The organism is Christiangramia marina (assembly GCF_048285865.1).
Taxonomy (GTDB): domain Bacteria; phylum Bacteroidota; class Bacteroidia; order Flavobacteriales; family Flavobacteriaceae; genus Christiangramia; species Christiangramia marina.
Genome location: NZ_JBLVTK010000004.1, coordinates 231,055 through 253,822, shown reverse-complemented (window position 1 = coordinate 253,822; position 22,768 = coordinate 231,055). Strand labels below are relative to the sequence as shown.

The 22,768-nt window shown below is 39.2% G+C and carries 26 protein-coding genes; 16 read left to right on the top strand and 10 right to left on the bottom strand.

The features are described from left to right. The 7 genes from ACNKXS_RS14265 to ACNKXS_RS14235 form a co-directional block, all read left to right on the top strand. A partial coding sequence (locus ACNKXS_RS14265; RefSeq protein ID WP_417921449.1) for a hypothetical protein occupies window positions 1-227 on the top strand: 227 nt, incomplete at its 5' end. A gap of 149 nt (window positions 228-376) precedes the next feature. Next, complete coding sequence (locus ACNKXS_RS14260; RefSeq protein WP_417921448.1) at window positions 377-1,141, top strand: ParA family protein; 765 nt, start codon at window positions 377-379, stop codon at window positions 1,139-1,141. Between the two features lie 2 nt (window positions 1,142-1,143). Then, the gene (locus ACNKXS_RS14255; RefSeq protein WP_417921446.1) at window positions 1,144-2,049 is read left to right on the top strand and encodes a ParB/RepB/Spo0J family partition protein; all 906 of its coding nucleotides are present in this window, start codon (window positions 1,144-1,146) and stop codon (window positions 2,047-2,049) included. After that, window positions 2,039-2,632 (top strand): DUF5683 domain-containing protein, encoded by a 594-nt coding sequence (locus ACNKXS_RS14250; RefSeq protein WP_417921445.1) that lies wholly within the window; start codon window positions 2,039-2,041, stop codon window positions 2,630-2,632. The genes ACNKXS_RS14255 and ACNKXS_RS14250 overlap by 11 nt, the downstream gene beginning before the upstream one ends. Continuing rightward, complete coding sequence (dapB, locus tag ACNKXS_RS14245; RefSeq protein ID WP_417921444.1) at window positions 2,633-3,346, top strand: 4-hydroxy-tetrahydrodipicolinate reductase; 714 nt, start codon at window positions 2,633-2,635, stop codon at window positions 3,344-3,346. Between the two features lie 49 nt (window positions 3,347-3,395). Then, window positions 3,396-4,958, top strand: coding sequence for a signal peptidase I (gene lepB / locus ACNKXS_RS14240; RefSeq protein ID WP_417921443.1), 1,563 nt, complete (start codon window positions 3,396-3,398; stop codon window positions 4,956-4,958). 2 nt (window positions 4,959-4,960) lie between these two features. After that, window positions 4,961-5,596, top strand: coding sequence for a WbqC family protein (locus ACNKXS_RS14235; protein ID WP_417921442.1), 636 nt, complete (start codon window positions 4,961-4,963; stop codon window positions 5,594-5,596). Here the strand turns inward: ACNKXS_RS14235 and ACNKXS_RS14230 are convergent. The 7 genes from ACNKXS_RS14230 to ACNKXS_RS14200 form a co-directional block, all read right to left on the bottom strand. Then, on the bottom strand, window positions 5,591-6,619 hold the full coding sequence (locus tag ACNKXS_RS14230; RefSeq protein WP_417921441.1) for an endonuclease/exonuclease/phosphatase family protein: 1,029 nt from the start codon (window positions 6,617-6,619) through the stop codon (window positions 5,591-5,593). The genes ACNKXS_RS14235 and ACNKXS_RS14230 overlap by 6 nt on opposite strands. Continuing rightward, complete coding sequence (locus ACNKXS_RS14225; RefSeq protein ID WP_417921440.1) at window positions 6,620-7,528, bottom strand: rhomboid family intramembrane serine protease; 909 nt, start codon at window positions 7,526-7,528, stop codon at window positions 6,620-6,622. Beyond that, entirely contained in the window at window positions 7,528-8,271 is a 744-nt protein-coding gene (locus tag ACNKXS_RS14220) for a rhomboid family intramembrane serine protease (RefSeq protein ID WP_417921439.1), read from the bottom strand. Before ACNKXS_RS14220 ends, ACNKXS_RS14225 begins: the two co-directional genes overlap by 1 nt. Then, on the bottom strand, window positions 8,271-10,124 hold the full coding sequence (gene mutL / locus ACNKXS_RS14215) for a DNA mismatch repair endonuclease MutL (RefSeq protein ID WP_417921438.1): 1,854 nt from the start codon (window positions 10,122-10,124) through the stop codon (window positions 8,271-8,273). The genes ACNKXS_RS14220 and mutL overlap by 1 nt, the downstream gene beginning before the upstream one ends. Continuing rightward, the gene (locus tag ACNKXS_RS14210) at window positions 10,125-10,418 is read right to left on the bottom strand and encodes a hypothetical protein (protein ID WP_417921437.1); all 294 of its coding nucleotides are present in this window, start codon (window positions 10,416-10,418) and stop codon (window positions 10,125-10,127) included. A 106-nt stretch (window positions 10,419-10,524) separates the two neighbouring features. After that, window positions 10,525-11,031, bottom strand: a complete 507-nt coding sequence (ribH, locus tag ACNKXS_RS14205; RefSeq protein WP_417921436.1) for a 6,7-dimethyl-8-ribityllumazine synthase — start codon at window positions 11,029-11,031, stop codon at window positions 10,525-10,527. Between the two features lie 3 nt (window positions 11,032-11,034). Beyond that, window positions 11,035-11,808 (bottom strand): tetratricopeptide repeat protein, encoded by a 774-nt coding sequence (locus ACNKXS_RS14200; RefSeq protein WP_295181612.1) that lies wholly within the window; start codon window positions 11,806-11,808, stop codon window positions 11,035-11,037. Window positions 11,809-11,955: 147 nt separating this feature from the next. On the opposite strand from ACNKXS_RS14200, the gene recF reads away from it, so the two are divergent. From recF to ACNKXS_RS14180, 4 genes are read left to right on the top strand one after another with little or no spacing between them, the layout of a single operon-like run. Further along, window positions 11,956-13,035 (top strand): DNA replication/repair protein RecF, encoded by a 1,080-nt coding sequence (recF, locus tag ACNKXS_RS14195; RefSeq protein ID WP_417921435.1) that lies wholly within the window; start codon window positions 11,956-11,958, stop codon window positions 13,033-13,035. Beyond that, on the top strand, window positions 13,032-13,472 hold the full coding sequence (locus ACNKXS_RS14190) for a lipocalin-like domain-containing protein (protein ID WP_417921434.1): 441 nt from the start codon (window positions 13,032-13,034) through the stop codon (window positions 13,470-13,472). The genes recF and ACNKXS_RS14190 overlap by 4 nt, the downstream gene beginning before the upstream one ends. Further along, window positions 13,450-13,752 (top strand): DciA family protein, encoded by a 303-nt coding sequence (locus ACNKXS_RS14185; protein WP_417921433.1) that lies wholly within the window; start codon window positions 13,450-13,452, stop codon window positions 13,750-13,752. Before ACNKXS_RS14190 ends, ACNKXS_RS14185 begins: the two co-directional genes overlap by 23 nt. A 9-nt stretch (window positions 13,753-13,761) precedes the next feature. Further along, entirely contained in the window at window positions 13,762-13,986 is a 225-nt protein-coding gene (locus ACNKXS_RS14180) for a hypothetical protein (protein ID WP_417921432.1), read from the top strand. Window positions 13,987-14,050: 64 nt separating this feature from the next. On the opposite strand, the gene ACNKXS_RS14175 is transcribed toward ACNKXS_RS14180, so the two are convergent. Then, complete coding sequence (locus tag ACNKXS_RS14175; protein WP_141878257.1) at window positions 14,051-14,470, bottom strand: nucleoside-diphosphate kinase; 420 nt, start codon at window positions 14,468-14,470, stop codon at window positions 14,051-14,053. 75 nt (window positions 14,471-14,545) lie between these two features. After that, the gene (locus ACNKXS_RS14170; RefSeq protein ID WP_417921431.1) at window positions 14,546-15,562 is read right to left on the bottom strand and encodes an alkaline phosphatase D family protein; all 1,017 of its coding nucleotides are present in this window, start codon (window positions 15,560-15,562) and stop codon (window positions 14,546-14,548) included. A 77-nt stretch (window positions 15,563-15,639) separates the two neighbouring features. Here ACNKXS_RS14170 and ACNKXS_RS14165 point away from each other — a divergent pair, with 77 nt between their 5' ends. Genes ACNKXS_RS14165 through ACNKXS_RS14155 form a run of 3 tightly spaced genes read left to right on the top strand, consistent with a single transcriptional unit; the run spans window position 15,640 to window position 18,358 of the window. Continuing rightward, a complete protein-coding gene (locus tag ACNKXS_RS14165; RefSeq protein ID WP_417921430.1) occupies window positions 15,640-16,656 on the top strand; it encodes a DHH family phosphoesterase in 1,017 nt (338 codons plus the stop codon). Beyond that, on the top strand, window positions 16,653-17,225 hold the full coding sequence (gene gldI, locus ACNKXS_RS14160) for a gliding motility-associated peptidyl-prolyl isomerase GldI (RefSeq protein WP_417921429.1): 573 nt from the start codon (window positions 16,653-16,655) through the stop codon (window positions 17,223-17,225). Before ACNKXS_RS14165 ends, gldI begins: the two co-directional genes overlap by 4 nt. Beyond that, window positions 17,225-18,358: a peptidylprolyl isomerase gene (locus tag ACNKXS_RS14155; RefSeq protein ID WP_417921428.1), complete on the top strand. Its 1,134-nt coding sequence runs from the start codon at window positions 17,225-17,227 to the stop codon at window positions 18,356-18,358. Before gldI ends, ACNKXS_RS14155 begins: the two co-directional genes overlap by 1 nt. Before the next feature lie 70 nt (window positions 18,359-18,428). Here ACNKXS_RS14155 and ACNKXS_RS14150 read toward each other — a convergent pair whose 3' ends face one another. Next, window positions 18,429-19,889 (bottom strand): aminoacyl-histidine dipeptidase, encoded by a 1,461-nt coding sequence (locus ACNKXS_RS14150; RefSeq protein ID WP_417921427.1) that lies wholly within the window; start codon window positions 19,887-19,889, stop codon window positions 18,429-18,431. A gap of 136 nt (window positions 19,890-20,025) precedes the next feature. Between ACNKXS_RS14150 and ACNKXS_RS14145 the strand changes: the two genes are divergently transcribed. Together ACNKXS_RS14145 and ACNKXS_RS14140 are read left to right on the top strand one after the other, a co-directional pair. Beyond that, window positions 20,026-21,099 carry a DUF3810 domain-containing protein gene (locus ACNKXS_RS14145; protein ID WP_417921426.1) on the top strand — a complete coding sequence of 358 codons (1,074 nt, stop codon included), beginning with the start codon at window positions 20,026-20,028 and terminating at the stop codon, window positions 21,097-21,099. A gap of 84 nt (window positions 21,100-21,183) precedes the next feature. Further along, window positions 21,184-22,768, top strand: a 1,585-nt coding sequence (locus ACNKXS_RS14140) for an amidohydrolase family protein (RefSeq protein ID WP_417921425.1), incomplete at its 3' end; no start/stop codon positions are given.

Sequence of the window (22,768 nt, the reverse complement as noted above, 5' to 3'; positions counted from 1 at the left end):
CTTTTAAGATACAGCGCAAGGAACAATTGCAGGAAAACCAATTCTGGATGCAACAGCTTAGAAAAGCTGAAGAAGAAGGTTTCAAATTGAGCGAGATCAACAAATTCAATGAAATGGTTGATGATCTTGAAGCCGAAGAGCTTCAGGACCTAGCGGAAGAATTCTTAGGTTCAAATTATCTAATGGGAGTTCTAATGCCAGAAACTGAAGAAGCTTCAGCAGAATAAATAGAGAAAAATTTTGTTTAATTAACCGTCGCCAGAATTATCCTGACGGCGGTTTTTTATTTTAAGCATTCTTCAGAAGCTGTTAACAAATACATTTTCTAAACCTATAATAAATTGTATTTTTACCTTTCAAAAATCAGACTGAATTAATGGGTAAAATCATTGCTATTGCCAACCAAAAGGGAGGAGTGGGTAAAACCACAACATCTGTAAACCTTGCAGCTTCACTTGGGGTTTTAGAGAAAAAGATCTTATTGATTGATGCCGATCCACAGGCCAATGCCACATCGGGATTGGGGATAGATGTTGAGGAAGTGGAAAATGGAACTTATCAACTATTGGAGCACTCGGTAAAAGTAGAAGATGCCATTCAAAAAACCAATTCCCCTAATCTAGATATTATCCCGGCACATATAGACCTTGTTGCTATAGAAATTGAACTGGTGGATCAGGAGAACAGGGAAAGCATGTTGAAACGGGCTATTACTCCTTTGAAGGAACTGTATGACTATATCCTGATAGATTGTGCTCCATCTCTTGGACTACTCACGCTAAATGCGCTTACTGCTTCAGATTCTGTGATTATACCAATCCAATGTGAATATTTTGCACTCGAAGGTCTGGGTAAATTACTGAACACTATCAAAAGTGTTCAGAAACTTCATAATAACAAGCTCGATATTGAAGGTTTGCTATTAACTATGTATGATTCAAGGTTACGTTTGTCTAATCAGGTGGTAGATGAGGTTAAAAAACATTTTGATGAGATGGTTTTCGAAACAATCATACAGCGAAATGTTCGTTTAAGTGAAGCACCAAGTTATGGTGAAAGTATCATTAACTATGATGCTTCCAGTAAAGGAGCCAGCAATTACCTAAGCCTGGCACATGAAATTATTAAGAAAAACGAATAGAAATGGCTAAGGCTACCAGAAAACAGGCATTGGGAAGAGGACTTTCAGCCTTACTCAAAGATCCTGATAACGATATAAAATCTGCAGAAGATAAAAATGCCGATAAACTCGTAGGACATATTGTTGAACTGGAACTATCTTCTATTGAAGTAAACCCATTTCAGCCAAGAACCAGCTTTAACGAAGATTCGCTTAAGGAACTTGCTACTTCCATTCGGGAACTTGGAGTGATCCAGCCAATTACGGTAAGAAAACTTGATTTTGACAAATACCAGCTGGTATCTGGAGAAAGAAGATTTAGAGCGTCAAAACTGGTAGGTCTTAAAACCATCCCTTCTTATATTCGAATAGCGAATGACCAGGAATCTCTGGAAATGGCGCTTGTAGAGAATATTCAGAGACAGGATCTTGATCCTATTGAAATTGCTATTTCTTACCAGAGATTGATCGATGAGATCCAGTTAACCCAGGAACAATTAAGTGACCGGATTGGGAAAAACCGGTCTACAGTTGCCAATTACCTCAGGCTTTTAAAATTGGATCCTATCATCCAGACCGGGATGAGAGATGGATTCCTTAGTATGGGACATGGCCGTGCACTTATCAATATTGATGACACACAGCAACAGCTTGATATTTACGAGAAGATCCTACAAAAATCATTGTCAGTTCGAGAAACCGAGCAATTAGTTCGTGAGCTCAACGGCAAGGGCAAGACTTCAGCCAATGCCACTGCTAAGACCAGTGTTCCAAAAACCTATAAAAGAGGAATCAAGGAATTTTCGGAATACCTGGGAACCAAGGTAGATGTGAAGGTAACCAAAAAAGGAAGTGGAAAACTAACTATTCCATTTTCTTCTGAAGAAGATTTTGAGCGCATAAAAAACCTGATCAAAAGTGAAGAATAGATCACTACTTTGTATATTATTAGTGTTGTTCTCCTTTTCAAGAATCCAGGCGCAAACCGACTCTTTAAGCATTCAGGCAAAGAAAGGTGTAGAAACTGAAGTTGTTGAGAAGGATTACGAACCTTATAACGCGCTTGCCCCGGCAAAGGCTGCTTTCTACTCGGCAATACTTCCCGGTTTAGGACAGGCGTATAATGGCAGCTATTGGAAAATTCCCATCGCCTATGGCGGGCTGGCTACTGGAATTTATTACTACCTCGATAATGATAAGCAATACTCGAAGTACAGGGATGCCTATAAGAACAGGATCGCGGGTAGAGAAGATCAATTTAACGGTAAAGACGAACGGGTTTTTGTTAGTACAGATGGTCTTATAAGAGCTCAGGAAGTATATCAAAAAAATAAAGAGATCTCATTACTGGTAACGGTTGGCGTTTATATTCTGAATATCATTGATGCCAATGTAGAGGCTCATTTACGACAGTTTAATGTGGATGAGGACCTAACGCTCCAACCTAATTTCGATTTCAATTCACTTACCGGAAAAACTAATTACGGACTTACTTTAAACTTTAATTTTTAAATGAAAATCGCTCTTTTAGGCTACGGAAGAATGGGTAAAACCATTGAAGAAATCGCGGAAAACAGAGGTCACGAGATCGTACTGAAAGTAAGCGATGGCATCGAGAATTATGATCTCACGAAGGCAGATGTTGCCATAGATTTCAGTGTACCCGATGCTGCCTTTAAAAATATTACAATCTGTTTTAAAGCTGGAGTACCCGTTGTAAGTGGAACTACCGGTTGGCTGGATGACTATGAAAAGGCAACAAAGATCTGTTCCGAAGAAAATTCCGCATTTATATATGCTTCAAATTTCAGTCTCGGGGTCAACGTTTTTTTCGAATTGAACCGGAAATTAGCCGGAATGATGCAAGGTCTGGAAGACTATTCCATAGAGATCGAGGAAATTCACCATACCAAGAAACTGGATGCCCCTAGTGGTACCGCAATTAGCCTTGCTGAACAGATCATCCATGAAAACAAGCAATTAAAGGGCTGGCAATTAGACTCGGCAGATGAAAATAAAATTCCGATACATGCCAAGCGAATTAAAGATGTTCCAGGTACACACGTGGTAAGCTACGATTCTAACATCGATACCATCGAGATCAAACATACCGCCAAGAGCAGGCAGGGATTTGCCCTTGGAGCTGTGGTCGCTGCAGAATATCTTCAAGACAAAACAGGTATCTATAGCATGAAAGATGTACTTGCCGATCTTTTTAAGAACTAATTTGTAACAAATGCAGGCGTTTTCAGCCTAACTAGTAAAAGAAATCAATATGACATTTACCGAATGGTTCATTTTTTTCCTGATCATACAGATGGTTCATTTTTTAGGGACCTGGAAACTTTATCAGCGAGCAGGTAGAAAAGCATGGGAAGCTGCAATTCCGGTTTACAATGCAGTAGTTCTAATGCAGATCATCAACCGACCGAAATGGTGGGTCATACTTTTCTTTATTCCCATCGTAAACCTTATCATCATACCAGTTACCTGGGTGGAAACCATTCGAAGCTTCGGTAGAAATTCTACTGCCGAAACCTTTGCGGTAATTCTAACCTTAGGGTTTTATATTTACTATGTCAATTATGCTACCAACGATCCATATATCGTTGATAGAGATCTTAAGCCGCGATCTGAAGTTGGTGAATGGGTAAGTTCCATCCTATTTGCGGTAATTGCCGCGACTATCGTGCATACTTACTTTATGCAGCCTTTTACTATTCCAACCTCCTCTCTCGAAAAAACATTGCTAGTAGGTGACTTTCTGTTGGTAAGCAAATTCCATTACGGTGCGAGAATACCGAAGACTGCAGTGGCTTTTCCAATGGTACACGACACCATTCCGGTAGTCAATACAAAGTCATATCTTAACGATCCACAGATCCCCTACCTTAGATTTCCCGGTTTTGAAAATATTGAACGTAACGATATTGTCGTATTTAACTGGCCTGTAGATACCGTAAATGCTTTTCAGCAATACGGAGATGGGAAGTATTACGAAAAACCGATCGATAAAAAATCCAATTACGTGAAGCGTGCGGTAGGAGTTCCCGGAGATTCGCTGTCTGTAAAGAATGGATTCGTATTTATTAACGGTGAACAATTGAAATTGCCAGAAAGAGCAAAACCTCAGTTTACTTATACTGGTGTCACTAAAGGGCAGCCATTCAATCCTCAAACGCTATACAAAGTTTATGATATTACAGATGGTTTCGGGTATAATCCTACCACCAATGAATTTACTTTCGTGGCTATTACTGAAGAAACTTTTGAAAGACTGAAGAATCATCCAAATGTGGCCAGTATTCAGAGATCTGCTGATACCGTTTCTAAGAGTAGCAGGTTATTTCCGAATGACAGAGCACGATGGAATAATGACAATTTTGGACCTATTTATATTCCGAAGAAAGGTGTTACGGTAAAGATCACTCCTGAAAGCATGCCTTTCTACAAGGAGATCATCGAAACTTACGAAGGTTCTGAATATGGTTTGAATAATAAACTAAGCCTGAATGGTACTCAGGTATTGTTGAATGGAAATCCGATCTCTGAATATACTTTTCACCAGAATTACTACTGGATGATGGGAGATAATAGAAATAATTCTGAAGATAGTAGAACATGGGGTTATGTTCCTGAAAATCATGTAGTAGGTAAACCTGTTTTCATATGGTTAAGCTGGGATTCCAATGCCAGCGGATTTGATAAAATTCGTTGGGATCGTGTTTTTACAACAGTGAAAGGTGACGGAGATCCAACCTCATTTTTACCATATTTCCTGATAGCATTGGTAGTGTTCTTTGGGTGGCGATTTTTTAAACAACGTAGAGAAGCTTAAAGATGGATCCGGTTTTACTACATCCCTCCTATTTTGGACCTGTAAGCCAGTGGGTTGCTTTTACTAAAGCCGAAGCAGTCGTATTTGAATCTGAAGATAATTACCAGAAACAAACCTATCGCAATCGCATGTATATCTATGACGCGAATGGAAAACTTACGCTGAATATTCCAATTAAGCACAGTGCTGCTTTGGGGCTTCCTAAAAAAGCGAGGCAAAAATACCGGGACATACAGATCGAAAATGCGTTTCCTTGGCAGTTACAGCATTGGCGTGCGTTTAAAGCTTCTTACCAGACCTCTCCATTCTTTGAGTTCTACGAGGATGAATTAAGACCACTCTATGAGAATAACTTCAAATACTTACTGGATTTCAATTATCGTTGTATGGAGTTTGTTGCAGATTCATTACAGGCAGACTGGACATTTGATCAAACATTAGAGTATGAACTGAAGCCGGAGGGAATGCTTGATCTTAGAAATCTTGTAAATGCAAAATCAGATTCTGGATTTGAAAACGAGAGGTATCACCAGGTTTTTGAAGAGAAACAAGGTTTTCTAAAAAACCTGTGTATTCTTGACCTGATCTTTAATGAAGGGCCAGCATCACTGGCTTACTTGCAGGAACAAACTTTATAATTTAATTGAAGTAGATACCGGGAAATGATCTGAGAAATCAACGTCGTATTTTTCAAACTCGAGAATTTCCATCTGCTTTTCAATCAATAAGAAATCTATACGAAGTGGAAAATAATTCAGCTTAAAGCTTTTGCCGAAGCCTGTACCAGCATTTAAAAATGCATCGTTAAAACGACCATCCTGACGCACCAGGTCATAGATATACGAGAAGCTGGTATTATTGAAATCACCCATAATAATGGTTTTATAAGGGGATCTGTCCACTTCCCTCATCATCATTTCTGCCTGTTCCTGTTGCAGAGAGAAACCATGACCAATTCTGCCGAGTAATTTTTTGGAATCTTCATTCTTAAGGTCGGATATGCCTGGTTTAATATTCAATGACTGGAAGTGCACATTAAATATCCTAAGTGTATCATGATTAATTACAACATCAGCATAAATAGCATTGTTGTTTCCATCATGGGGGAAGTCTACGGAATGCTCCTTTAAAATTGGATATTTAGAAAAGATTGCCGATCCAAATTCTGAATTCTTACCCTTTAGCTTAACATACTTATATGGATAGATTTTCGATAATTCGGCGGCACCTACATAATGTTCCTGCACACTAAGTACATCCGGATCCTTTTCTTTTACAAAAGCAGTGATCTTTTCTGGAATATCGGTTCTTTCAGTCCAGTTGTAGGCGTTGAACATTCGAACGTTATAACTCATTAACGTAAGATCTGCTTCCAGTTCTTCATCGATATCATTTCCGAAGTTTACAAATACAGAAATATAATTATAGCCTAGTAAAAGCACGATCAGGGAAAGCAATAACTGTTTTTTGAGCCGAATCAACCAGTACACCAGGAACAGTGAATTTAAAATAATAAGTACAGGAACTCCCAGACTTAGAACCGATAGTAGCGGAAAGGTTTTAGGAGGAACATGAGGTAATAAATAGGAAAATAGTAAGGCCGTAGCGGCAAGCGAATTAAGTACAAAGACAAGCTTGTCAAAAAGATTTAGATTCTTCATCTAGTCTTCTTTACCGGCCTGGAATAAATAGTCCTTTTCAGCTTTAGACAAACTTTCATATCCGCTTTTGCTGATCTTATCAAGAATGTTATCTACTTTTTGCTGTTTCTCATTTTTACTTGAGGAGGTATTTTTCGTTGTTGTCTTGCGGGTCTTTGCAGCCTGCGTCTTGTTACGATGAACAGTTTTCATTTCTGGCTTGCGTTCTCCTGGCTTGAATAAGGCCGCAACACTATCCATAATATTCTCGAACCATTTTCCAATATCATTTCCTTTCTGAAGCTGTTTAGTATAAATATACCCTAACGCTGCACCTCCAAGATGAGCAAAATGCCCACCCGCGTTACCCATCGGGATTTGTATGACATCCAGTGCTACCAGAAATGCTGCGATATACCAGAATTTCACACTGCCTATCAACATTAATCTTACTCTCATGTTCGGGACGTGTGTGGCAATCCCAATAAGTACAGCCATCACTCCTGCGGAAGCTCCTATCAAATAGGATTTGCCGGTACCCTGAAATGCTGGAAAAAGGTTATAGCTAAGCATATAGACCAGCGCTCCAATGATGATCCCCAGGAAATAGTAATTCAGCAGTCTTTTAGGTGAAAAATAATTCAGAAAATAGATTCCTGAAAAATATAGAATAAGCATGTTAGATGCAATATGCCAGATCCCGCTATGCAAAAATGCATAGGTAATGATCGACCATGGCTTCATAATATATTCCAGTGGCTCCTTCGGAAAAACTAACCATTCCAGCAAAAAATCTGAAGGGAAGTTAAATAAATAAGCAATGGTTCTGAATAGGTAGAATACAAGGAACGCCAGTACGTTCACCGCAATAAGCTTCTCCACTACCGTAGCAGTCTGTAACTTAAATCTTATTTTATCTGCTGCGCTCATTAATACCAGCGATTGTCGTTAAACTGATTCTTTTTCCAGTAATACATCATCAGGAATCCGAACAGCGCCCCTCCAACGTGAGCAAAATGCGCTATAGATCCTCCAAATAAAGAATAACCAGTAACCCCTGAGAACAGGTCTAATAGAATGATCGCAGGTATAAAATATTTAGCTTTAATTGGTACTGGAACGAATAACAGGAATAATTCTACATTAGGAAACATCATACCAAACGCTACGAGAATCCCATATATTGCTCCGGAAGCTCCAACAGCAGGTGTAGTGAAAGCTTCGTAGGCGCTTTGCAAAGTATCTATAGGAACAGTGTCCAGAATAGCTTTTGGATACTCCCCGGTTAGGAAGAAATTATCTACCTGGGTCATGTTCATCCCGGCATCCAGTAAATCCTGAACTCCCGACTGGTAGCCATAAAAATTCACTAACGTATGTAGCAAAGCGGCTCCAATCCCGGCTGTAAAGTAAAAAAATAAAAATCTTTTCTGTCCCAGCATTTGCTCGATAGGTCCACCAAAGGCCCATAAGGCGTACATATTAAAAAGAATATGTGTAAAGCCACCATGCATGAACAAATGGGTAATGACCTGCCAAACTTGAAAGTTCGGATTCTTGACGAACCAGAGTGCGAAATACTCGTAGGCTACATCACCTAATAGCTGACTCCCAATGAAAAATATCACATTGATAATCAATAACGTCTTTACCGTATCCGTAATTCTTCCCATCAGGCAAATTTTTTATCCAGTTCCTCTATAGATAACGTAGTGAAAATGGTTCTATTCGAAGGACTTAGAGCCGGTTCCTTACAGGCAAAAAGTCGGTTAACAATATGTTGTTGCTCAGCTGAATTCAACATGGTTCCAGAACGTACTGCCATGGAATTCGCCAAGGATTTTGATAATAGATCGGTTTGGGAAAATCCATTATCAGGTACGTCTTTCTCAAAGTCGGCAATGAGCTGTTCCAGTAAAATCTCTACTTCACTTTCAGAGATCAGGGTTGGAATTCCGGAGATCTCCACTTCATCCTTATCGAATGATGAAAAGATAAAGCCGGTTTGTTCCAGCGATTCTTTGATTTCCTGCAGCATCTCCATTTCCTGATGATTAAACTGAAGTTTCAAAGGAAATAATAATTGCTGACTAACTGCTGCCGAAACAGTAATATTCTTTAATAATTCCTCGTATAAGATGCGTGTATGAGCACGGTGTTGATCAATAACGAGAATGCCGCTCTTAAGCGTGGAAATAATATATTTTTTATGAAGCTGAAAGGTAGATTTTTCGATCTCATCCTCTTTTCCGGCAAAGAGATTACCGGTAACCTCTTCGCTTTCAAATTCTATTTGCCGAACATCTACGTCTGCCGTTGACTGAGATTCCAATCCAGAGTACAGACTCTCCCATTCGGCAGGCTTTTCTCTCCTATATCCAGAATTTGAAGGATTATAAGACCGTGCAGAGTTTTCAGATTGAAAAGGATTAAAATTTCTATCTACTTCGATCTGCGGCGCACTCGCCTGTTTTGACTGGTAATTATACGGTGTATCCAATTCAGAATCCCTATCGAAATCCAGAATAGGCGCTACATTGAATTGACCAAGCGCGTGTTTGATCGCACTTTTCAATATAGCATACAAGGCATGCTCATCATCAAACTTGATTTCAGTTTTAGTTGGATGAATGTTGATATCGATCGTTTTTGGATCTACATCCAAATAAAGAAAATAGCTTGGATAGCTTTTATCTTTCAGCAGCCCTTCAAAAGATGCTACAACCGCATGATTTAAATACGGACTTTTAATAAAACGATTATTCACGAAGAAGAACTGTTCTCCCCTGCTCTTTTTTGCGAATTCAGGTTTGCCCACGAATCCGGAGATCTTTACGATACCAGTATCCTCTTCAACCGGAACAAGTTTTTCGTTGGTTTTTCCACCAAGAATATTGGTGATTCGCTGGCGATGATTGGCTGCAGGTAATTGAAATAACTCGTTCCCGTTATGAGTAAGTGAAAAACTAATATCGGGATGTGCCAGCGCCACACGTTGAAATTCATCAATGATATGCCGTGTTTCGACATTATCAGACTTTAGAAAATTTCTCCGGGCTGGTATATTGTAAAAAAGATTCTTAACGCTAATGCAAGTTCCCTTTGGAGTTACACAGGCATCCTGGGCAGAAATCTTGCTTCCTTCGATCTTGATACAGGTACCAACCTCTTCATTGTCGGTCTTGGTCTTTAACTCCACGTGCGCGATCGCAGCAATAGAGGCCAGAGCTTCACCTCGAAAACCTTTGGTTCTCAAAGCAAAAAGATCATCGGCAATTTTTATCTTAGAAGTTGCATGTCTTTCAAAGCTCATGCGTGCATCTGTGATACTCATTCCCGCACCATCATCGATGACCTGTATCAAAGTCTTACCAGCGTCTTTAATGACCACCTGTATACGACCTGAATGAGCGTCTATACTATTTTCGAGAAGTTCTTTGATTACTGAAGCCGGTCGTTGAACCACCTCACCCGCAGCGATCTGGTTTGCAACATGATCGGGCAACAGTTGAATAATGTTATTCATCTAACGGGGATTCGAGAAAATGGACAAATCAAAATCTAATATCCACAGGCAAATAAAGACCAGTACTAATATGATGTATACCACACGACGGTTGATACTTCTATTACCTCGCGTGCGACTTGATTCACGAGCCTCAGCCCAGTGAGAACCAAAATCGATGGCATTAGTAGCTTCTCTATATTTGTTGAATTTTGAATCAAAATCATAGATGTTCCCGGTATCCTTTCCCTTATAATAACGAGGAGTGTAATTATACCTGGTATTTTTCCTGATCTTGCCTAAATTGATTTTCAAAACTGTAGATTGTTTGCTGTTCCAAATTTACTCAAAATGCTTCAGAATTCCGAAGGCTTATTCGATTAATAAGAACACAAAGACAATGCCGTTTTGAAAATTCTATTTATCCCTTGTAGAATTTAGCGTCCTTTCTTAACTGAGCCATCTTGATTGCGGCAATAGCAGCTTCTGTTCCTTTGTTTCCATGTTCACCACCACTTCTGGCGCGGGACTGCTCGATATTATTGTCTGTAAGCACACAAAATATGACCGGGATATCTGTCTGTACATTTAGATCTTTGATGCCCTGGGTTACACCATCACATACAAAATCGAAGTGCTTGGTCTCGCCCCGTATCACATTTCCAACGGCAACGATGGCATCGAGCATTTCGAAACTTTCCTGCATTTTCTTGCAGCCGTAAATAAGTTCAAAGCTACCTGGAACGTTCCAGCGAACAATATTCTCCTTTTGCACACCGTTTTCGATCCACGCATCAAATGCCCCTTGAAATAAGCCCTGTGTTATTTCCTCATTCCATTCAGAAACAACAATCCCAAACCGAAAGTCCTTCGCGTTTGGGATTGTATCTTTATCGTACTCTGAAAGGTTATTACCTTTTGTAGCCATATATTATTTTTTCATAGCGCGAGCCTGTCCAAGATAGACAGCCACTTTATCTGCTTCCGGAGAATCTGCATACTCCTCTTCGATCTTTATTAAATATTCTTCCGCAGCTTCAGCATCACCAGTATTGATTGCAGTGATCGCAGCTTTTAAAAGAAATCTAGGGGTTGTAAATGAGTTTGTACGCATATCTGCTGCTTTCTCATAATAACCTAAAGCTTCTTCCGGCTGGTCCAACTGAAGAAAAGCATCACCAATCCCACCAGTGGCAAGTGCAGAGAAAATCTCATCATCACTACTAAAACCTTCCAATTGCTCAATAGCTTCCTGATACTTTCCAGTTCTTAGATAAGCGAAACCAGCATTATACTGAGCAAGATTTGCAGCATCTGTACCACCATAATTCTCTATAATATCAAGGAATCCGTATTTACCTTCTCCACCATTAAGTGCAAGATTGTAAAGTGAATCGCTCTGTGCTCCATTCGCTCTAAGCGCTGAAGCCATGTAGTTCTGCGCCATTGCCATCTCGTTGGCAGCTTCGTTCTGTTTTGGTTCATGGATAAAACGATTATATCCAAGGTATCCAAGTACAGCAACGATAGCAACTCCCACAATAATGTAGATATACTTTTGATTATCGGCGACCCAGGTTTCGGTTCTACTTGCCCCTTCATCTAAACTGTTAAAAACTTCAGCAGTTGTTGATTCCTGTTCTTCGATTTGTTCCTTCTCAGATTTACCGGAAGGCTTGTATCCTCTTTTCTTATAAGATGCCATAAAAAATTTTTAATGCGTGGCAAAAATATAATATTTTGTGAAAATTAAAAGAGAAAATATTTGTATTTTTTGAATAATTTGAAGTCCTTTTGCAGCTTTCAAAATACTTCTTCATTTTTCATATTTCTAGCTGAAAAACAGCCATTTATGCACCTAAAAAATCTTAGCCTTCTCAATTACAAGAATCTAAAGACGGCTGAATTTACTTTTGACAATAAGATCAATTGCCTGGTTGGTAATAACGGCGTTGGAAAAACTAACGTTCTGGATAGTATTTACCATCTCTCCTTCGGAAAAAGCTATTTCAATCCGATCACTTCCCAGAATATCAATCATGAAGCTGAATTTTTCGTCGTGGATGGAGAATTCGAAAAGAATGGAAAAGCTGAAAAGATCCTGGTTAGCGCCAAGAAAGGTCAGAAAAAGGTGATTAAACGGAATAATAAAACCTACGATAAAGTGAGTGATCATATAGGATTTATTCCTACCGTGATCATTTCCCCGGCAGATCGTGATCTTATTATTGAAGGTTCAGAAACAAGGAGAAAGTTTATGGACGGTGTTATTTCTCAAAGTGATCAATCCTATCTCCAATCTTTACTGAATTACACGAAACAGATCTCACAGCGAAATTCTCTATTAAAGTATTTTGCTGCCAATTCTACTTTCGACCGTGATACCCTGGAAGTATACAACCATCAAATTAGTAACCTTGGACAGAATCTATTCGAAAAACGAAAAAGCTTTCTTAAAGACTTCATTCCGATCTTCAATAAACGTTATGCTGATATTACTAATAATAAAGAGATCGTAGATATTAATTATAAGAGCCAGTTATCTGAAAGGTCATTATCATTACTGCTAGAAGAAAATCTTCAGAAGGATATGGCTTTACAATATACCTCGGTGGGAACTCATAAGGATGACCTTAGCTTTGAAATTGAGGGTCACCCTATCAAAAAATTCGGTTCACAGGGACAGCAAAAGAGTTTTTTGATCGCTTTAAAACTGGCACAGTTTGATTTTATAAAAAAAATTAGCCAGGTGAACCCTATTCTCCTGCTGGATGATATCTTTGACAAACTTGATGAAAACAGGGTTGCTCATATCGTAGCATTAGTAGCTACCAATGAACTTGGACAGATCTTTCTTAGTGATACTCACGCAGATAGAACCGAGAAGGTTGTGAAAGGCAGTAATCAATCATATAAAATTTTCAAACTTTGAAAAAAGCTTTATACTTATTAGTAGTTATCGTTCTTAGCTCCTGTACGAACACAGACCCCAATGAACAATTGCAGAATCTCACTGGATACTGGACGATCGAGAAAGTGGAAGTTGAAAATGATTCTGTGGTAGAATATAGTTTAAGTCAGTACATTGATTATATAGAGATCAAGGATAGTGTTGGTTTTCGCAAGAAACTCCAGCCAAAGATCGATGGTGGTTATATAGAAGCTTCAAATGATTCAGAAAAAATTACCGCGAAGATAGAAGATGATGTTTTGAACCTTTATTATAGTACAGCTTTCGATGAATGGCAGGAAACGGTTCTCGTAGCTACGGAAGAGGAACTGGTGATCAAAAATCGTGATGATAAAAAATATTATTATAAAAAATACGAACCTTTAATTAGCACAGATGAAGAAGAGACGACAGAATGAGGAAATGGTCCTCGGTGATCTGCTTAAAAGTTTTGTAGGCAAAAACAAGCTTGACACCAAGGGATTAAACCAGGTACAGATAAGGGAAGTATGGAATAACCAAATGGGTCCTGCAATTGCAAAATACACTACCGGAATTAAACTGAAGCATGACACACTATTCGTGCAATTGAGTTCTTCTGTACTTAGAGAGGAATTAAGTTACGGGAAGGAAAAGATCATTAGAAACCTTAACGAGGAAATGAACCAGGAATTGGTGAAAAAATTAGTTTTACGTTAATTTACAATTATGAATAAGAGACTGAAATATTTTCTAGCCTTTTTACTGGTTTTCACCGGACTTATGATGGCAATCAATGAAATTCTAAGATATTTCTTCGAGCTGGATGGTATAGCGAATACATTAATTACAGCTCTTATCACGGTTAGCATTTCTCCACGGCTACACCCTGCAAAAGAAGGAAATAACTATATTTTCAAATGGTCCTGGTTTACGAAACCAATTGAAATTTAGGAATTTGAGAAAATAAAAAAACCCGGACTTTTCAATCCGGGTTTTTTTATTTGATAAGCTCTAACTAGAACATCTCTCTACCTGCAAAATGGAAAGCACCTTCGATTTGTGCATTCTCATCGCTATCACTTCCGTGAACAGCGTTCTCACCAATACTGGTAGCATATTTTTTTCTGATAGTTCCTTCAGCAGCATCTTCTGGATTTGTAGCACCAATCAATGTTCTGAAATCTTCAACAGCATTGTCTTTCTCAAGGATCGCAGCAACAATAGGTCCGCGAGTCATGAATTCAACCAATTCTCCGAAAAATGGACGCTCATTATGCACAGCATAAAAAGTTTCAGCATCTCTCTTAGTCATGTGAGTAAGTTTCATCGCTACGATTCTAAATCCTGAAGCGGTGATTTGATCTAATATTCCACCAATATGCCCGTTTTCAACTGCATCTGGCTTAATCATGGTGAATGTTCTATTATCTGCCATTATCTGGTTTTTAAATTTGGTGCAAAAATAAATTATTTATGGGCATAAACAAGTCCTTTCTTGCAATATGTTGACTTACTGAAATTCAACGATATAATCCTGCTGTTTACGATTATTTAGTCCGCGCATTTCCATGCTGACTTTCGAATTCTCAAAGTCAAATTTCAATAAGCCAAAACTCTTTTCGCTCACTACCTCTCCTACTCTATGCTCATTTGGCTCACCGTCAAAAGCTTCATAGGTATGGGTGAGTCCGCTACTGGTGAAGTCTACCAGAGGATAGCTAAGCCCGTTGATTCTTTCTTCGGAAAATTCAGAAATATGACGATCCCCACTCAACAGGATGACATTTTTTGCTTCCGAAGTAACAATAAGATCTTTTAGTTTTTGTGCTTCCGAAGGGAAATTACCCCAGGTTTCAAATCCGTGTTCATCTGAAAGTATCTGGATACTGGAAAGAATAATATTGAACTGAGCATTCGAAGTTTCAAGTTCATTTTGTAACCAGCTCCACTGCTGTTCGCCAAGCATGGTACCGCTCGAAGGTTCATAGCGCCTGTTCGCATCATTGTTCCTAAGCAAATTATCTCGAAAATAACGCGTATCCAGCATGATCACCTTTATGGAACCTTTGGAAGTCTCCAGCATCTCTGAATTATAGATACCTTCCCGGTGTCTTCTTGGATCATTCTTCGCAACACCCATGAAATCCAGGAAATATTGCTGACTTTCATCTTTAATTTTATAATCCTTGCCTCCATCGTTCTGGCCGTAATCGTGATCATCCCAAACCCCATAAACTGGCACGCTGTTAAGTAACTTTTGATATCCTTCGTGTCTTTTCTGAACAGCATAAGCCTCTCCTAAAACTTCAGCAACATCTGTATCTGCATACACATTATCGCCTCCCCACAAGAAAACATCGGGTTCATTTTTAAGAATTTCATTCCATAACGGCTGGGGTGCATCTTCCCGGTTACAGCTTCCAAAAGCAATGATATAATCTGGTTCTTTCTCCAGCTTAATGTCTTCGGTAGACCCACAGGAAACAAGGCTGAATACAAATAGAAATATTAGAAATCTTTGTATCATAGTCGTAATTTGCAAGCTCAAATTTAAGGCTTCCACTGTTTCTATAGTGTTATTATATTGTATATTTAACCTCGATTATGATAGACACAAGAATACTCGAGATCACGGCAGAACTGGCAAAGGCAGATAATATCGTGATCGTTCCGCACAAAGGACCCGATGGTGATGCGATAGGCTCTACGCTAGGATTAATGCATTTTTTAAGAGATAAAGGTCATAAAGCGAATGTTATTGCTCCGAACGATTATCCACATTTTTTAAAGTGGCTTCCAGGTAGTGAGGAAGTTTATATCTATGAGCAGCAAAAAGAAATTTCAGATCAATTGATCGCTGAGGCTCAGATTGTTTTTACGCTTGATTTTAATGATCTATCCCGATGCGGCGGAATGGTGGAATCCCTTAAAGCTTCCGATGCTGTTTTCGTGATGATAGATCACCACCAGGAACCTTCAGATTACGCTCATTATACTTATAGTGATTCCACCATGAGTTCGACCTGCGAGATGGTACACAAATTCATAGAAAAGTTACGCGCTGGCAAACAGATCACTCCTGAAATTGCCACCTGTTTATACACCGGAATCATGACAGATACCGGAAGTTTCAGATTTAGCTCTACTTCCAGTGATACGCATCGTGTGATCGCCGACCTGATGGACAAGGGAGCGAAAAATTCTGAGATTCATAATAATATCTACGACACCAATTCTGGTAATAAACTGCAGTTGCTTGGAACCGCACTTCAGAATTTAAAAGTGATTTCAGAATTTAATACCGCTTATATAAGCCTTACTCAGGAAGAGTTAGATCGACATAATTTTAAGAAAGGTGATACTGAAGGTTTTGTAAATTATGGTTTAAGCCTGGATGGAATTAAATTTGCAGTCATTTTTATCGAAAATGAGAGTGAGAAGATCATAAAAATTAGTTTCAGGTCTAAAGGAACTTTCGATGTGAACAAGTTTGCGCGGGCACATTTTGAAGGTGGCGGACATATAAATGCGGCCGGAGGAAAAAGTGATCTTTCCATGAATGATACGATTGTAAAATTTAATAAGATCCTACCCGAATACGAGCAAGAATTAACCCAATGAAAAAGTTTCTATTTCTAATAGTAATGGCAATTGCCGTAGTTTCCTGTAAACCCCCGGAAGCACGTTATCCGGTTTCCCAAAGCAGTGGCTCATATATCGATCAATCTGTAGAAAAGAACAGGGAAATGATCGCGCAGGAAGAAGATTATATCAAACAGGTAATGGGAGAAAATACCAGTACGGAATATATAACCTCAGCAGATGGATTCTGGTATTACTACAACAACAAGTCACTGGACAGTCTTAATACTGAAACTCCCGAATTTGGCGATATAGTAAGCTTTGATTATAGTATCTCGACCATTGAAGGAGAAGCTATCTATGCTGAAGGTGATAAGCCTACCCGCGAATATGCTATTGATCGTGAAAAATTATTTACCGGACTTCGCCAGGGTCTTAAATTGATGAAAGAAGGCGAAACGGTAACATTCCTATTCCCCTCTCACAAAGCATTTGGTTATTACGGAGATCAGGAACGTATTGGAAGCAATAAACCTATTAGCGCTAAAGTGACCTTACACTCTATAAAGGAAGAAGAACAATCAAACACAGAAACCAAAGAACAATAATGAGGACAAAAAGTTTATTTGTGCTTTTCGCTGTTGCGATTAGCTTATTTTCATGTAAAGAAGAATACCCGGAACTTGAAGACGGGATGTATGTTGAATTTAACACCTCTATGGGGCCTATAATCGCTGAGCTTTACCACGAGGAAACACCAATGACCGTTGCTAATTTCGTATCGCTTTCTGAAGGAAGCAGCACCATGGTAGACAGTACTTTCAAAGGTAAAAAATATTATGACGGTATCGTATTTCACCGTGTGATCGATGGATTCATGATACAGGGTGGTGATCCTATGGGAACCGGAAGCGGTGGCCCGGGCTATAAATTCCCTGATGAATTCAAGGACTCTTTGAGTCATGATGAAAAAGGTATTTTATCTATGGCCAATGCAGGTCCTGGAACCAATGGGAGTCAGTTCTTTATCACTCTGGAACCGGTAATGCAGCTTGATGGTAAGCATACGGTCTTCGGAAAAGTGGTAAAAGGAATGGATGTCGTTGAAGCGATTGGAAAGACCGAAACTGGTCCTAGAGACCGTCCTGTGAAAGATATAACCATGAATGAGGTGAACATCATTAGAAAGGGAAAAGCTGCTAAGAATTTTGAGGCGCCTAAAGTTTTTGAACAGGAACTTGCAGATCTTGAAGCTGAAAATGAAGCTAAAGAAAAAGAGCTACAGGAAGTAAGATCTAAAAGAGTGAAAGAGTTTGCTGCCCTGGAAGCAAAAGCAGATTCTCTGGAAAGCGGATTAAAATTACATTTTATTACTGAAGGTGATGGAACTCAGCCTAAACAAGGACAAACTGTAAAGGTGAATTATGAAGGTTACTTCGCAGACGGGAAGATCTTTGACACTAACAAAAAAGAACTTGCCGAGGAATTTGGTATATATGACCATAGAAGAGACCAGGCTATGGGTTACCAGCCAATGGATGTAGTTTATGGACCAGATGCACCAATGATCCCAGGATTTAAAGAAGCTATCCAGCAGATGCAGGTTGGTGACGAAGTTGTTGCTTTTATCCCAAGCCATTTAGGTTATGGTGAAAGAGGCTATGGAAGAGCGATCCCACCAAACTCAGACCTTGTATTTAAGATCTCTGTAGTTGGAATTGCAGGAGAAGATCAGGAATAGTTAATGATCAGTCATAAAAAAAATCCCCCGTGCAGATGCACGGGGGATTTTTAGTTTAAAGAAAACATACCTAGTTCTCCGGAATATTTTTTAACACCTCTAATAAAAATTTCCAGTATTTCTGAGCAGAGCTAATACTTGCGCGTTCATCTGGTGAGTGAGCTCCGCGAATCGTTGGTCCAAAGGAGATCATATCCATCTCAGGATAATGGCTTCCGATGATCCCACATTCCAGACCTGCATGACATGCTGCGATATTTGCTTTTTCACCATTCATTCTTTCGTAGATCTCATCCAGAGTTTTTAGAATATCTGAATCACTATTTGGAGCCCATCCAGGGTATTCTCCAGACAGTTTTACATCAAAACCTGCCAGTTCAAAGACAGATTTTAGAGAATCAGCCAGATCATCACGACTGGATTCAACAGAGCTTCTAGTTAAGCACTTGATCTCGATCTTCCCATTTTCAACACTAACTTTCGCGACGTTATTGGATGCTTCCACAAGATCTTCGATCTCAGGACTCATTCTGTAAACTCCATTATGCGCCGCGGCAAGAGCCAGCAAAAGCTGTTTCTGGGATTCCAGGTCCATCACTTCCACTTCAGAAGGAACTTTTTGAATTTCGATCTTCATATTAGGTTCCAGAGAAGAAAATTCAGCTTTAATTAGAGCTATCCTTTTATCCAGTTCTTTCTTAAAGCTTTCTTCTTCAGTTTCAGGCAAAGCAATAATCGCTTCACTTTCTCTCGGAATTGCATTTCTTAATCCTCCACCATTGATCGATGAGAGTCTAAGCTTATGTTCTTCCGTAGTATTAAGAAGCAGGCGATTCATTAATTTATTAGCATTGGCCAGTCCTTTAATGATATCCATGCCTGAATGTCCACCCATAAGTCCTTTTACCTTGATTGCAAAGGCACGGTAGGAATCTGGAGTACTTTCTACTTTATAAGTTCTGCTTGCTGTGATATCCACACCACCGGCACAACCTATACCAATTTCGTCATCCTCTTCTGTATCAAGATTCAGTAAAATATCACCTTCCAGGAGATCAGGACTTAAACCTTTCGCACCGGTCATTCCCGTTTCTTCATCTATCGTAAACAAAGCTTCGATTGCAGGGTGCTCTATAGAATTGCTTTCCAGTATCGCCATCATAGTAGCCACGCCCAGACCATTATCGGCTCCTAACGTAGTTCCTTTTGCTCGAACCCAGTCTCCATCTACATACATCTCGATTCCCTGTGTATCAAAATCGAAGTCTGTATCATTATTTTTCTGGTGCACCATATCCAGGTGAGCCTGTAGCACAATTTTTTTTCTATTTTCCAAACCTGTAGTAGCTGGTTTGTAGATCACTACGTTACCTACAGAATCAACTTCGGTCTTTAAGTCAAGATCGTTACCAAATTTTTTAATGAATTCAATAACCCTTTCTTCTTTTTTAGAAGGCCGTGGCACCGCATTTAGATCGGCGAATTTATTCCATAATATTTTTGGTTCTAATGCTCTTATTTCTTCGTTCATATCTATAATTCTACATTTGTTTTCAAAGATACCTTTTAAGCTGCTGAAACAAAAATTCATTGACATTCTGTATAATTTAACCGCTTTCATCTCTACTGAAGTTAGGCCAGATATGAATTATTTGTACTTTTAAAATGTGAATAAGAAAACGACCCTCATTCTTGCGATCCTATTACCTGTTCAGGTCATATTATTGAGCCTGCTTCACAGAGGATCTCTGTTTATAGAAAGCTTTTATTCCAACGGAATCTACCCGGTTATCTCCAGTATTTTGAGATATAGCATTGGGATTCTACCGTTTTCCCTAGGTGATCTTCTGTACGCATTGCTGGTAATCTTACTACTGAAATGGATCTGGAGAAGGTTTAGTCAGAAATTCAAGAATCCAAAACAATGGATCCCCGATTCTCTTGCTGCCCTATCGATCATTTATTTTTGCTTTCATCTATTCTGGGGTTTTAATTATTACCGCCAGCCATTGCATAAGACTCTTGAAATTGATAACGAATATACTACTGAAGAACTAGTAACCCTTTCAGAAATACTCATCAGCAGATCCAATGAACTGCATGATGATTTAGCTGAAAATGATTCGGCTTCCGTAAAGTTTGAAATTTCAAAAAATGAGCTTTTCCGAAGAACTATTGAAGGTTATAATCATATTGCGCTGAATTATCCTGAATTAAAATATAAAGGCAATTCACTGAAAAGATCGATATACAGCATTCCTCTAAGCTATATGGGTTTTAACGGATATCTAAATCCTTTGACCAATGAAGCACAGGTGAACAGCATTATTGTTCCTTATAAAATACCCACAACAGCCAGCCACGAAATAGGACACCAATTGGGTTTCGCCAAAGAAAATGAAGCAAATTTCATCGCCTGTCTGGTCACCATGAACCATACAGATCCTCATTTTAGATATTCGGGCTATACTTTTGCTTTGAGTTATTGTTTAAGTGAAATCTTCAGAAGAGATAAAGAGGAAGGAGACCGGTTACTGGAGAGCATGAACCCTGGAATCGTTGAGAATTACCGGGAAGTACAGGAATTCTGGCTTGAGCATGAAAATCCATTAGAACCAATTTTTGCTGCGACCTATAATCGCTATTTAATCGCCAATAATCAGGCTGGGGGTATGAAAAGTTACAGTTATGTGGTGGCACTGCTCGTTAATTACTATAAAGATTCAAGAAACGACCTGTAGGAAGATTAACAGTTCTGCTATTTTTAGTAATTTAAGGCTTTTAAAATTTTAATCAATCTATATTTCCAAAAACTACCCACTTTTATGAAATTAAAATTTCTGCTTTTGGGAATAGTTCTGAGTGTTAGCTCTGCTTATGCACAGGATTATTTCCCAAAGAACGATGGTGTTAAAACAGAAAACACCAATTACACCGTCTTTAAAAATGCCAGGATTCATGTGGATCCAAAGACGACCATCGAAAATGGAATGTTTGCCATTCAGAATGGAAAAATAACAGCTGTTGGTAAGAATATTTCTATTCCAAAAAACAGTATCGTTGTTGACCTTACAGGAAAAGAAGTATACCCCTCATTTATCGACCTTTATTCCAGTTTTGGAATAGGAAAACCAAAACGCGTGGAAGGTGGAAATGGTCCGCAATACGACGCTAATCGCGAAGGTTTCTACTGGAACGACCATATTCGCCCTGAGACTAATGCGGTGGCTCATTTCAAATATGATGCTAATGAAGCCAAAAAATTGCTGGAAGCTGGATTTGGTGCTGTAAATACTCATGTTCCAGATGGAATTGTGCGTGGCTCTGGAATGCTGGTTGCTTTGACTCCTGAAGTTAGCGAAGGGGACCGAATTCTTGATGACAGATCTGCACAATATCTTTCTTTTGACAAAAGCGTCTTATCACGACAGTCCTACCCTACTTCTCTAATGGGGGCCACTGCACTTATTAGACAAACTTATATCGATGCCGACTGGTATGCAAAAGGAAATGCCAAGAATAAAGACCTTGCACTGGAAGCTTTAAATAATAATAAGAATCTGGCTCAGATCTTTGCTTCAGATAATCTGCTGAATGAATTTAGAGCAGATAAAGTAGGTGACGAATTTGGTATTCAATACGTACTCCTGGGAAGTGGGAAAGAATACCAGCGATTGGATAAAGTAAAAAGCTCCAATGCTACGTATATCGTTCCGCTAAAATTCCCTGCAGCTTTCGATGTGGAAGATCCATATCTTACCAAGCATCTTGGCCTGGAAGAAATGAGAGAATGGAATCAGGCACCTGCAAATTTAGCCATGATGGAAAAGCAGAAAATTCCATTTACGATCACTACGCATGATATCGATCCAGCGAAAGACTTCAAATCCAATTTAATGAAAGCGATGGAATTTGGATTGAGCAAAGAAGCAGCTTTAGCCGCTCTTACCACTGTTCCTGCCAGAACACTGGGACAGGATGGAAAGATTGGTACGATTAAAGAAGGTGCCTGGGCAAATTTCCTGATTACTTCCGGAGACTTTTTCGATAAGGAAACGACCTTATTTGAGAACTGGATCCAGGGTGAAAAGAAGGTGCTTAATAGTATGGAGGTTACCGATATCACTGGAAAGTACGATCTTAAACTGGACGGAAAAACTTATACGCTGGCGATCACGGGAGAACCAGCTAAACCAAATGCTGAAGTAACTTTAGAAGAGACCAAAATTGGATCAAAATTGAGCATTTCAGAAAACTGGATGAATCTATTGATCTCTTCTCCCGATACTACTAAGACTGAATTCATTAGATTGGTAGCCAACGTTCCAACAAATTCTAAAAATATTTCAGGGAAGGCAATTCTACCTAATGGCAAGGAAACCCGTTTTCAGGCTACTATGAGAGACGCCA